General features: G+C 61.6%; 9 protein-coding genes. 7 read left to right on the top strand and 2 right to left on the bottom strand.

Translation table 11 applies throughout. The features are described from left to right. Positions 1–82 precede the first annotated feature (82 nt). The 6 genes from BANT918_RS13250 (at position 83) to BANT918_RS13225 (ending at position 6,910) form a co-directional block, all read left to right on the top strand. The gene (locus tag BANT918_RS13250; RefSeq protein ID WP_096146267.1) at positions 83–1,351 is read left to right on the top strand and encodes an alpha-hydroxy acid oxidase; all 1,269 of its coding nucleotides are present in this window, start codon (positions 83–85) and stop codon (positions 1,349–1,351) included. A 384-nt stretch (positions 1,352–1,735) separates the two neighbouring features. Further along, positions 1,736–3,601 carry a molecular chaperone DnaK gene (gene dnaK / locus BANT918_RS13245; protein ID WP_101620696.1) on the top strand — a complete coding sequence of 622 codons (1,866 nt, stop codon included), beginning with the start codon at positions 1,736–1,738 and terminating at the stop codon, positions 3,599–3,601. Then, positions 3,601–4,320, top strand: coding sequence for a nucleotide exchange factor GrpE (locus BANT918_RS13240; RefSeq protein ID WP_101620695.1), 720 nt, complete (start codon positions 3,601–3,603; stop codon positions 4,318–4,320). Before dnaK ends, BANT918_RS13240 begins: the two co-directional genes overlap by 1 nt. Positions 4,321–4,465: 145 nt before the next feature. Next, positions 4,466–5,485, top strand: a complete 1,020-nt coding sequence (locus tag BANT918_RS13235) for a DnaJ C-terminal domain-containing protein (RefSeq protein ID WP_096146269.1) — start codon at positions 4,466–4,468, stop codon at positions 5,483–5,485. A 14-nt stretch (positions 5,486–5,499) separates the two neighbouring features. Next, complete coding sequence (locus tag BANT918_RS13230) at positions 5,500–5,943, top strand: heat shock protein transcriptional repressor HspR (protein ID WP_101620694.1); 444 nt, start codon at positions 5,500–5,502, stop codon at positions 5,941–5,943. A gap of 94 nt (positions 5,944–6,037) precedes the next feature. Continuing rightward, positions 6,038–6,910: a DUF1206 domain-containing protein gene (locus BANT918_RS13225; RefSeq protein WP_009882589.1), complete on the top strand. Its 873-nt coding sequence runs from the start codon at positions 6,038–6,040 to the stop codon at positions 6,908–6,910. Positions 6,911–7,059: 149 nt separating this feature from the next. Here the strand turns inward: BANT918_RS13225 and BANT918_RS13220 are convergent, their stop codons facing one another. Both BANT918_RS13220 and BANT918_RS13215 read right to left on the bottom strand, forming a co-directional pair. Beyond that, complete coding sequence (locus BANT918_RS13220; protein ID WP_101620693.1) at positions 7,060–8,415, bottom strand: LPXTG cell wall anchor domain-containing protein; 1,356 nt, start codon at positions 8,413–8,415, stop codon at positions 7,060–7,062. 242 nt (positions 8,416–8,657) lie between these two features. Further along, positions 8,658–10,826: a hypothetical protein gene (locus BANT918_RS13215; RefSeq protein ID WP_101620692.1), complete on the bottom strand. Its 2,169-nt coding sequence runs from the start codon at positions 10,824–10,826 to the stop codon at positions 8,658–8,660. 71 nt (positions 10,827–10,897) lie between these two features. Here BANT918_RS13215 and BANT918_RS13210 point away from each other — a divergent pair, with 71 nt between their 5' ends. Continuing rightward, a complete protein-coding gene (locus BANT918_RS13210) occupies positions 10,898–11,971 on the top strand; it encodes an IS630 family transposase (RefSeq protein ID WP_101620691.1) in 1,074 nt (357 codons plus the stop codon). Positions 11,972–12,015 lie beyond the last annotated feature (44 nt).

Raw genomic sequence — 12,015 nt, 5'->3', positions numbered from 1 at the left:
TGATCTGAAGCCCGCAAGCTGAAGACAGAACACTGAAACCACCTAGCTGAAAATACGAACTGAAGAGAAAGAGGCAGTGCCCATGGTCAAGAGACAGTTGCCCAATCCGTCCGAGATCTTAGAGCTGATGAAGTTCAAGAAGTTCGAGCTCAATTCCCGGAAGCGTCGTCTCGATGCTGCATTGACGATCGAGGACCTGCGCCAGATCGCCAAGCGCCGCACCCCGGCTGCTGCGTTCGACTACACCGACGGTGCGGCCGAAGGCGAGATCTCGATGGAGCGCTCGGTTCAGTCTTTCCAGGACGTCGAGTTCCACCCCTCCATCCTCAACGATGTCTCGCACGTCGATACGACGACTCAGATCCTCGGCGGCAGTTCGGCGATGCCCTTCGGTATCGCACCGACCGGGTTCACCCGGCTGATGCAGACCGAAGGCGAGATCGCCGGAGCCTCCGCGGCCGGTGCTGCGGGCATTCCGTTCACCTTGTCCACTCTGGGAACGACCTCGATCGAGGACGTGAAGAAGGTCAACCCGGAAGGTCGGAACTGGTTCCAGCTCTATGTGATGCGCGAGCGGGAAATCTCCTATGGTCTCGTTGAGAGGGCCGCCGCAGCAGGGTACGACACTCTCTTCTTCACGGTCGACACCCCGATCGCCGGTGCACGGCTGCGCGATACCCGCAATGGTTTCGCTATCCCGCCGCAGCTGACGCCGAAGACCATTCTCAATGCCATCCCGCGTCCGTGGTGGTGGTGGGACTTCCTGACCACCCAGAAGCTCGAGTTCGCGTCCCTGTCGGAGACCGGCGGAACGGTCGGCGAGCTGCTCAACTCGGCGATGGACCCGTCGATCGACTTCGACGATCTGGCGGAGATCCGCAAGATGTGGCCGGGCAAGTTCGCGGTCAAGGGAGTCCAGACCGTCGCTGATGCGAAGAAGCTGGCCGACCTCGGCGTCGATTCGATCGTCCTGTCTAACCACGGCGGGCGCCAGCTCGATCGCGCGCCCGTGCCCTTCGAACTCCTCCCCGAGGTGGCTCGCGAGATCGGCAAGGACGTGGAGATCATCATCGACACCGGAATCCGCAACGGCGCCGACATCGTCGCGTCCCTGGCCCTGGGCGCGGACTTCACGCTCATCGGTCGCGCCTACCTCTTCGGCCTCATGGCCGGCGGTCGAGCAGGAGTGGACCGGACGATCGCGATACTCAGCGAACAGATTGAGCGGACGATGAAGCTGCTTCAGGTCTCAAGCGTCGCCGAGCTCAACCCGAGCCATGTGACCCAGCTGCGCAGGTTCAGTCGGGATGGTCAGCTGGATGGTGCGAATCCGAGGACCGACCTGTCCTGAGGCCTCGTCATCTCCACTGTGGAAGCGGTCTGCGGAATTCTCCGTGGGCCGTTTCTGCTGTGAGTCATGCGGCACCAGTGGCTGAGCTGCGACGTCAAGTGCCCTGTCGGGGAGCAGCGGAGGGCTGTCCTAAAAACTTTTTCTCCCCCGCGGAATAAACCTTCGCTCCGCAAAGTTGAGTCTAGTGTACGCAACTTTAGTGAGGCTGAGCTTGACTGCTCGAGTCACGAAGATAATACTTGAGTGCAGTTGGCTCAATGTGTGCGGTCGAGTGGGTCCACCATTCGTCCCCGCGGCAGGAAATGCCGTGGAAGCCCGGTGGTGGATCCGCCCGATCGCACACATTCGAGTCGAGAGTACTCACGATATGTAAGGAGAAACGTTATGGCACGTGCAGTTGGAATCGACCTCGGAACCACGAACTCCGTCGTCACAGTCCTCGAAGGCGGTGACCCTAAGGTCATCGCGAACGCGGAAGGCGGTCGCACGACCCCATCCGTCGTTGCTGTCAACAAGAACGGCGACTTCCTGGTCGGCGAAATCGCCAAGCGCCAGGCCGTCACGAACATCAAGAACACCGTCGCTTCGGTCAAGCGCCACATGGGCACCGACTGGTCCACCGAGATCGGCGGCAAGAAGATGTCCGCTCCGGAGATCTCCGCCCGTATCCTGCAGAAGCTCAAGCACGACGCTGAGGAATACCTGCAGGAAGACGTGACTGACGCAGTCATCACCGTTCCCGCATACTTCAATGACGCCGAGCGTCAGGCCACCAAGGATGCCGGTGAGATCGCAGGACTCAAGGTCTCGCGCATCATCAACGAGCCCACCGCTGCAGCTCTGGCCTACGGCCTCGAGCGCGGCAAGGAAGACGAGACCATTCTGGTCTTCGACCTCGGCGGCGGTACGTTCGACGTCTCCCTGCTGGAAGTCGGCAAGGACGAAGACGACTTCTCCACGATTCAGGTCCGTGCGACCTCGGGCGACAACCGCCTCGGCGGCGACGACTGGGATCAGCGCATCGTCGACTGGCTCGTCGGTGAGGTCAAGAACGGATACGGCGTCGACCTGAGTAAGGATGCGACAGCAATCCAGCGTCTGAAGGAAGCTTCGGAGCAGGCCAAGAAGGAACTCTCTTCGGCCACCAGCACCAACATCTCGCTGCAGTACCTGTCGATGAGCGAGAACGGACCCATCCACCTGGATGAGACCCTGACCCGCGCGAAGTTCGAGGACCTGACCAAGGACCTGCTCGAGCGCACCAAGGCTCCGTTCCACGCAGTCATGAAGGACGCAGGCGTGTCCGTCTCAGAGATCGACCACGTCGTCCTCGTCGGCGGTTCGACCCGTATGCCCGCCGTCTCCGCCGTCGTCACCGAACTCACCGGAGGCAAGGAGCCCAACAAGGGCGTCAACCCCGATGAGGTCGTCGCGATCGGCGCAGCCGTGCAGGCCGGTGTCCTCGTGGGCGAACGCAAGGACGTTCTGCTCATCGACGTCACCCCGCTTTCGCTCGGACTCGAGACCAAGGGCGGCGTGATGACCAAGCTCATCGAGCGCAACACCCCGATCCCGACCAAGCGTTCGGAGACCTTCACCACCGCTGAGGACAACCAGCCCTCCGTGTCGATCCAGGTCTTCCAGGGTGAGCGTGAGTTCACTCGCGACAACAAGAACCTGGGCACCTTCGAGCTGACCGGCATCGCTCCGGCTCCTCGCGGCGTGCCGCAGATCGAGGTCGCCTTCGACATCGACGCCAACGGCATCGTGCACGTGTCGGCCACCGACAAGGGCACCGGCACCGAGCAGTCGATGACGATCACCGGCGGTTCCGCGCTGCCGAAGGAAGACATCGACCGCATGGTCAAGGAAGCCGAAGAGCACGCAGACGAGGACAAGAAGCGCCGTGAGGCCGCTGACACTCGCAACAATGCGGAGAACCTCGCCTACCAGACCGAGAAGCTCGTCACCGACAACGAGGACAAGCTGCCCGAAGAGGTCAAGACCGAGATCAACTCGGACGTTGAGGCTCTCAAGGAAGCGCTCAAGGGTGAAGACGACGATGCAGTGAAGACTGCCTACGACAAGCTCGTCGAGAACCAGCAGAAGATCGGCGAAGCCATCTACAGCCAGCAGGGTGGTGCCGAAGGCGCCGCTGGTGAAGAGACCGCAGCCGGTGCAGATGCAAGCGCTGACGACGATGTCGTCGACGCTGAGGTTGTCGACGAAGAGGACGAGGAGAAGAAGTAATGACTTCCGAGGGCAACGATCCGTCGTCCGAGGAGCCAGGCTTCACCTTCAGCGACAAGCGCCGGATTGATCCGGACACCGGTGAACTCCGCCCAGAGGCCGACTCAGCGTCGGCCTCGGCGGAGACCGGTGAGGCCGATGTCGCGAACGACGCCACCGGTGCCGCAGGCGCCGACGACGTCCAGGGCGCGGAGGAGGATCTGGCTGATGCCAGCGACCTCGGCGTCGACATCCCGGCCGACGCTTCGACGTTGAACGACACCGAGGCTGCTCAGGGCGAAGAGGCTGCCGAACCCGCACCGGGAACTGAGGCTGCAGCGCACCTGGCCGACCTCAAACGCATCAACGCCGAGTACGCCGCCTACCGGATGCGGGCCGATCGCGAACGCGAGCGGGCTGCGACCGGTGGCACGATCAAGGCCGTCGAGGCCCTGATCCCGGTACTCGACGAAGTGCGCCTGGCGCAGGAGAACGGCGACGTCACGGGGCCTTTCGAGACCCACGTGAAGAAGCTGGTCGACTCGCTGAGCAAGGTCGGCGTCGAGCAGTACGGTGAAGTCGGCGACGAGTTCGATCCGCGACTGCACGAGGCACTCATGCAGCAGCCATCGGACGACGTCGAGACTCCGACCGTCTTCCTGGTCATGCAGCCGGGCTATCGCATGGGTGAGCGCGTCATCCGTGCGGCACGCGTCGGCGTGCAGCAGCCGGAAGACTGAGAACCACACCCTCGCCGAGGTGGTCCCACCACCGTGGAACCACCTCGGCGGCGGTCCGGATCACCCGGGATGACAATCCCGGGGTTGCGGATTGTGAGGAGACAATTGAATACACTGATGAAGAAGACACGGAAGGAGGTGCCAGGTGAATACCGGTCCTCAGAATGATTGGTTCGAAAAGGACTTCTACAAGACCCTCGGCGTCTCCAAAGATGCTTCCGACGCAGAGATCAAGAAGGCCTACCGCAAGCTGGCACGCAAGTACCACCCGGATGCCAACCCCGGCGACTCCAAGGCTGAAGACAAGTTCAAGGAGCTCGGCCAGGCGCATCAGGTGCTCTCTGACAAGGAATCTCGCGCCCAGTATGACCAGGTCCGCGCCATGGGCGGCGGAGCCAGGTTCACCGGTTCCGGTGGGCCAGCAGGTGGAGCCAGCGGCGGATTCGACGACGTATTCTCCGACCTCTTCGGCGGAGGCGGACGGACACGGACCCGCTCGCCCTACGGCGGAGGCGGGGGAGACGTGCCCCCGGACCTCGCCGACCTTCTCAACGGCTTCGGCGGAGGAGGCTACGGCGGTGGCGGCTTCGGCGGAGGCTATTCGCCACCTGTCAAGGGCGGGGACATCAAGTCCAGCACCACCCTGTCATTCACGGAGGCCATCAACGGAGCCTCGGTGAAGCTGAACATGCCGGGTGGGAAGCCGCTGACCGTGCGTACACCGATCGGGGTCAAGGACGGGCAGAAGATCCGCCTGGCCGGCAAGGGCAAGACCAGTCCGAACGGCGGCGAGCCCGGCGACGTGATCCTCACCGTGCACGTGAAACCGCACCCGGTATTCACCCGTGACGGTGACAATCTGCGCATGGACCTGCCCGTCAGCTTCGACGAGGCGGCCCTCGGCGCTGAGGTCAAGGTGCCGACCCTGGGCGGAACGCCCGTCAAGGTCAAGGTCGCACCGGGGACACCCTCGGGACGGACCCTGCGCGTGCGGGGCAAAGGTGTGAAGACGAAGAAAGGCACCGGCGATCTGCTGGCTACGGTCCAGATCGCGGTGCCGAAGAACCTGTCCAAGGAGGCCAAGGCTGCGGTCGAGTCGTTCAGGACTGCGACCGAGGGTGAAGACCCCCGCGCCGGCCTCCTGGACAAGGCCAAAGCCAGTTGAGGTGATGAAACACAATGCACATGCACATTTCGTCGAGTGCTGCGGTGTATGTCATCTCGGTGGCGGCGGATCTGGCGGGTATGCACCCGCAGACCTTGCGGCAGTATGACCGACTGGGTCTCGTCACCCCCGAGCGCACGGCAGGACGCGGTCGTCGCTACTCCGGTCAGGACATCGCCGAGCTGCGCATGATCCAGCAGCTCTCGCAGGACGAAGGCGTTAACCTCGTCGGGATCAAGAAGATCATCGACCTGCAGAATCAGGTCGATGCGCTCAAGTCCCGGAACGAGGAGCTGGAGACCGAAGTCAGGTCTCGGATGTCAGCGAAGTCACGCGAAGCTCGTGTCTTCGCTGCCGGCACTGCTGGTGACGTCGTCTCGATCTCGCGTGGCAGGCGGCCCCGGGGTCGGCCCGAGCCGGGTGCGATGGTTCTCTACAACAGGTTCAGACGCCGGTAAGCAACTGAGATTGGAGGCTGCCCGCGGCGCAGCCTCTTGTAGTCGACGCCGGCATTCGTCACTACACCGACCGTGCTGTGCCAGAATGTCGTTCATGGACGAAACTGACAAGCTCAAAAGTGCCGCGGACTCGGCCGACGACGCGGCCCAAGAAGCTGCGGACAGCAAGTGGTTCGAACGGGTTGCGCGAGCTGGTTTCGTCGCGAATGGAATCGTGCACATCATCCTCGGAGCCACCGCGGTTGCCGTTGGACTCGGTCGCGGTGGCGAGGCGGATCAATCGGGTGCGGTACAACAGATGGCCGCACAGCCGTTCGGCATGGTGCTCATCGTCCTGTGCCTGATCGGCTGTGGGCTGATGGCCCTCTGGTGTGTGTTCAACGCCTTCTTCGGTTCCGCCTCTCTGCGCGGAGCCGGCACGAATGCCCCTCAGCATCGGCAGGGACGCCGCAGATGGGTCGAATTCATCAAAACGATCGGTTCCGCTGTTGCCTATGCCGCAGTTGCCCTGACGTTCGCCCAGTCCGTCATCGGCGGCGGATCTGATTCAGGCAAGACCAGCTCTCAGGCATCGACGACCCTGGCGAAGGCCCCGGGCGGCCTGTACATCCTCGCAGCGATCGGGGTTGTGATCGTCATGATCGGCATCGGTTTCTGTATCGCCGGGATCCGCCTCAAATGGATGGACGAGCTGCGGATGCCACGTAAGGCTCCGGTGAGCACGCTGCTGATTGCCACTGGCATCATCGGATATTTGGGCAAAGGCGCGACGCTGCTGGCAGTCGGAGCGCTCGTCGTCGTCTCGGCGATGACCGGTGACCCCGAAGAGTTCACGGGAATTGACGGAGCGCTCAAAGCGATGCGCGACCAGCCGTTCGGCACTGTGCTCATGCTCGCTGTGGGTGCTGGTCTTGTGCTCTACGGAGTCTTCCTCAGTCTGCGTGCTCGGTACGACCGGATGGATTGATGCCTCGGGCACGGCACATCGGCACAATTCCTTATGCCGGGAAATAGCCGCCCAACAGGGATGTCCGAACGTGAATGCAAGAAGAGTGCGAACCCTCCACGGGCTCGCACTCTTCTTACATTGTCATCGCCGCTGCGACGGCCGACTTATCAGATCGCTGAAGGATCCTCGACGGCCTTCTTGCGACGCATGGTCATGGTGACTGCGGCTCCACCGATGAGGAGGAGAGCAGCTCCGCCGACGAGGCCAGTCAGCTCGGTACCGGTGCGGGGCAGCTCGCCGCCACCGTTTCCGTTGCCGTCATCATCGCCGCCGTCTGCGCTGCCGCCGCCTTCATTGCCATCTTCGTTTCCGTCGCTGCCGCCGGCGTTGGCGTCATCGCTGACAGTGAAGGCTCCGGTGAGCTCTTCGTCGCCGCAGGTGACGGTGACGTCGTAGTCGCCGAGGTAGGCAGAGGGGTCATTTGCAGAGGTGCCGTAGACGTTGACGGAAGCATTGCCCTCGTCGTCGGCCTTGACGGTGTTGTCGTAGGCGGTGACGTTCGAGTTGCCCTTGGGGGTGACGAGGTAGTGAACGTCCGAGCCTGGCTCGCAGTTCTCGACTGCAAGGGTGACACCCTTGTTCTCCACGACGAAGTCAGCGGCCTCAATGGTCTCAGGCGAGACCTTCAGCGTGGCTTCAGCGGCCGGAGTGGTGGGCTTGGGCTCTTCGGTCTCGTCTGCGGTGACGGTGAACTTGGCAGAGTTCGAGACTTCTTCGCTTTCGGCGTCGACTGCGGAGACCGAGTAGTCGCCTGGTTCGAGGCCATCTTCTGGTGCCTCGACGGTGGTGCTGATCTTGCCGTCTTCGTCGGCCTTGACCTCTTCCTGGAAGAAGGGCGACTGAGTGGCGTTGCCCAGCACAGTCACTGCGCTGTCGGGGGTGAAGCCCTCGCCGGTGACTTTGAGGCCGTCCTTTTCGAAGTCCGAGGCGGAGATCTTCTCGGTGTTGAGGGAGACCTTCGGGTCGACTGCGGGTGCTTCTGGCTCTTCGGCGTCGCCGGTGACCTTGAAGGTAGTCGTGGCTGAGTCTTCGGCGTCTTCTGGGTTAGTCACAGTCACGGTGTAGCTGCCTACGAACGCGGGGTTGGGTTCTCCTACGCCTTCGACTGCCGTCTCAAACGCACCACTTGCGTCAGTGGTGACGGTCGTTTCATATGGGTTGACGGCCTGTCCATCGGCAGGGGTTACAGCGAGTGCGTACTCGGTGTCTGGGGTCAGTCCTTCGCCCGCGATTCCGACGCCGTTTTCGGCGAATTCTTCGACGGTGACGCTGTCGGCGGAGACTCCGATGGTTCCGGCCTGAGCGTCCGCTGAAGTTGCACCAGAGACTTTGGCCTTCTGGAGTGCGCCAGTCTGTGATGTGGGCTGTGTCTGAGCGGGGGTCTCAGGTGCAGCCATTACTGGGGATGCGGCAAGGCCGGTGATGGCCAGGGCCACTGCGGGGGCGAGTACAAGCTTCTTCATGATGTCCTTCGTTTAAGCAGCTGAGGATGATGTCCTACGAAGGTAACAATAATGAAATATTTACAACGAGCATAGTTGTGGTCGTTTTGTTCACAGTTGTCGTACAGATCAGTCACAGGCGTCGTTGACCAGTTAGAGCAATGGGCGTGTTGGACATGGGTGCGGCCCCGACCGAAGCCGGGGCCGCACCCAGTTGCAGGCTCAGATGCTCACCTATTTGAGTTGATCATCTGCAGTGTTCATCAGAAGTCGGTAGGTGACTGTCCGACCTTCTTGCGACGACCGGTCATGGCGATTGCGGCTCCACCGACGAGGAGGAGCATCGCTCCCGAGGCAAGACCACCAAGGTCTGCACCGGTGCGTGGCAGCTGGCTGCCATCGTTGCCGCCGTTGTCGCCGCCGTCGCTTCCGCCGCCATCTGCGCCGGCGGTGACTGTGAATGATTCCTTCATCGAGTCATCGCCGCAGGTTGCGCTGGCGGTGTAGTCGCCGACATAAGCTGAAACGTTGTCAGAGGTGCCGAAGACATTGACCGAAGCCTTGCCCTCGTCGTCGGCCTGGACCGTGTTCTCGTACGCGGTGACCTGGATGCCCTTAGGGGTGACTTCGAAGTGCACATCCGCGCCGGGTTCGCAGTCCTCGACGGCCAGGGTGACGCCCTTCTTGTCGTTGGCGAAGTCCGTTGCTTCGAGCGTCTTCGGCGAGACCGTGAACGATGCTTCTGCTGGCGCTTCGGGGGTATCTCCTCCGTCGCCGTCGTCGCCGTCTTCTTTGTCTTCGGCGACGACGGTGATGTTGCCATTGAGTGTCTCCGACTCGGTGCCTTCGCGGTCGATGGTGACCGTGAACGGAACCTTGCCTTCTTCGAGGCTGTCGGGGTTGCCCTGGTAGTAGAGGTGGAGTTTGCAGTCGCCGTCGGCCTCGGCTGTCTCGGTGTCTCCGGTCAGCGAGTCGGTGATCTTGTCACCCTTTTTCACGCCGGTGACGGTGACGGTGACGCCCTTGTCCTTGTTGGCGAGATCCGCTGCGGTGATCTCCTTGGGGTCAACCTTGAGCGATGCATCGATCGCCTCAACGGCGTCGTCCTCGGTGACGGTGACTTCGACCGGGGCGCTCTTTTTACCGGTCTCATCGTCGATGAAGGTGAGCGAGTACTTGCCAGCTTCGATCGATTCAGGCGCGGTCACAACTCCGCTGACATTGCCATCCTCGTCGGCAGTGGCCTTGTCAGCCTGTGGTGCGGCACTCTGTGCCGAAACGGCTTCGCCCTGGACACTGACGGTGCCGTTGGGGCTGAAGCCCTCACCGGTGAACTTGAGTCCATCCTTCTTGAAGTCCTCGACCGAGATCTCATTGGTTGAGAGCGAGACCTTCGGGTCAACGTCGGAGACCTCGTCGACGACGTTGATCTCTCCTTCGAGGGTGACCGAATCTTCGCCTTCGCGATCGATGGTGACTGTGAACGACTTCTTACCCTCGGCGAGATCTTCAGCTGCACCCTGGTAGTAAAGGTGTAGCTTGTAGTCGCCGTCTTTTTCGGCGGTTTCGGTATCTCCGGTCAGGGAGTCTTTGATCTTGTCGCCCTCTTTTACGCCAGAGACGGTGACGGTGACGCCCTTGTCCTTGTTCGCGAGATCCTCGGCGGTGATCTCCTCGGGATCGACAGTGAGCGAGACCTTGGGGTCAACGTCGGCCTTAGTGACCTTAACCTGAGTCTGCAGGCTCTCGGCCGAGACGCCTTCGCGCTGGACCTTGACGGTGAGGGCCTTCGAGCCTTCGGTGAGGTCTTCGGCGTCGCCGTTGTACTTGACGTTGAGAGTTGCGGTCGAACCGGATGCTGTCGTCGCCGGTGCGCTCAGGCCCGACGTTGAGAGCTTGTCGCCCTTCTCCAGTCCGGTGACCGTGACCTTGACGCCCTTGGTTGCGAGGTCCTCGGCTGAGATCGATGAGGCGGCGACCTTCAGCTGAGCGTTGATCTCCTCGGCATCGTCTTTGTCGTCGGAGTCGTCCTTCTTCGGCTCGTCATCCTTGGGCGCAGGCTTCTTCGCGTCCTTGGCATCATCGCCGGACTTCTTGTCTGCCTTGTCGTCAGCCTTCTTCTTATCAGCTGCTTTCTTGGCTGCGGCCTTCTTGTCAGCGGCCTTCTTTTCGGCCGCGTCTTTCTTCTCCTGCTCAGCCTTTTCTTTGGCTTCCTTCTCAGCAGCAGCCTTTTCCTCAGCTGCCTTCTTCTGCTCAGCCTGTTCCTTGGCGAGCTTCTCGGCTGCTTCCTTGTCCTTCTTATCCTGCTCGGCCTTGGCTTCGGCCTTGGCAGAGGCGGACTGGGTGGAGGGGGTCTCGGCAGCGGCGACTGGGGCGGCCACCAGACCTGTGAACGCGAGGGCCACGGCCGGCGCGAGAATGAGCTTCTTCATTGTCAGTGCCTTCAATCTAGTGTCGCGTGTCGTTAGTTCCTGAATGGTTGGGTGTTTGGGAGAATTGGGTTATGGCGAATTCTCCCGCTCCAGCACTGGTCCTGCTCGAAGACGACGAGCCCATCCTGCGTGAATGGGTACGCGCGTCAACGATCAAGGCTGGCCTGGCAAGACGAGCACGCATCGTGCTCCTGGCCGCCGACGGTCTCGCGAACACCCGCATCGCTGAGCTCACGGGCTCGTCAGTGGTGACCGTGCTGAAGTGGCGGGCCCGCTACGCCGAAGCAGGCATTGCTGGACTCGGTGATGACCCACGCTCGGGCCGGCCGAAACAACTCGATCACTTTGACATCGTCACCACCACGCTGGTCCCACCACCGAAGAAATACGGCGTCACGCACTGGTCCTCGCGCCTGCTGGGCAAGCATCTCAAAGTCGGCAACGCGACCGTCGCCAGAGCCTGGCGCGAATATGGGATCCAGCCATGGAAGGCAGAGACGTTTAAGTTCTCCACCGACCCCGAGTTGGAAGCCAAAGTCACCGATGTCATCGGCCTCTACCTGGCACCACCGGACAATGCCGTTGTGCTCAGCGTTGATGAAAAATCTCAGATCCAGGCTCTCGATCGCACGGCCCCGTTGCTGCCGATGCGCATGGGTGATGCCGAGAAGCGCACTCATGACTACCACCGGCACGGAACATCAACACTGTTCGCAGCTTTGGACGTCGCTACAGGTCAGGTCACCGGAGCCGTGAAACCCCGTCATCGGCGTCAGGAGTTCCTGTCGTTTCTGCGCCAGATCGATCGGGCGTATCCGGACCAGGAGCTGCATTTGGTCATGGATAACTACGCGACTCATAAGACAGCCGAGGTCCGGGACTGGTTGGAAGCCCGCCCCCGGTTCCATGTCCACTTCACACCAACGTCGGGGTCGTGGTTGAACCTCGTCGAGGTGTGGTTCGGGATCATTGATCGCCAGGCGATTAAGCGGGGTGTGTTCACGTCAGTGAAGAACCTCAACAAAAAGATTCGAGAGTTCATCACGGGGTGGAACAAGCGTAAGCACCCGTTCGTGTGGACGAAGACTCCAGAGCAGGTACTCGAGAAAGCGAAACCTAAAACAACTTCAGAAACGCGACACTAGAGAGTGTGAGGGGGTGCACATCTGAAACTCATACTAGGTTCGAA

It is taken from the genome of Brevibacterium antiquum CNRZ 918 (assembly GCF_900169145.1).
Taxonomy (GTDB): Bacteria; Actinomycetota; Actinomycetes; order Actinomycetales; family Brevibacteriaceae; genus Brevibacterium; species Brevibacterium koreense.
This window is presented reverse-complemented; position numbering and strand designations above follow the sequence as displayed.

Coding starts and splice junctions, on each gene's coding strand:
- dnaK (WP_101620696.1), top strand. CDS start 1,736: ATGGCACGTGCAGTTGGAATCGACCTCGGAACCACGAACTCCGTCGTC.
- BANT918_RS13220 (WP_101620693.1), bottom strand. CDS start 8,415: ATGAAGAAGCTTGTACTCGCCCCCGCAGTGGCCCTGGCCATCACCGGC.
- BANT918_RS13230 (WP_101620694.1), top strand. CDS start 5,500: ATGCACATGCACATTTCGTCGAGTGCTGCGGTGTATGTCATCTCGGTG.
- BANT918_RS13225 (WP_009882589.1), top strand. CDS start 6,038: ATGGACGAAACTGACAAGCTCAAAAGTGCCGCGGACTCGGCCGACGAC.
- BANT918_RS13210 (WP_101620691.1), top strand. CDS start 10,898: ATGGCGAATTCTCCCGCTCCAGCACTGGTCCTGCTCGAAGACGACGAG.
- BANT918_RS13240 (WP_101620695.1), top strand. CDS start 3,601: ATGACTTCCGAGGGCAACGATCCGTCGTCCGAGGAGCCAGGCTTCACC.
- BANT918_RS13215 (WP_101620692.1), bottom strand. CDS start 10,826: ATGAAGAAGCTCATTCTCGCGCCGGCCGTGGCCCTCGCGTTCACAGGT.
- BANT918_RS13250 (WP_096146267.1), top strand. CDS start 83: ATGGTCAAGAGACAGTTGCCCAATCCGTCCGAGATCTTAGAGCTGATG.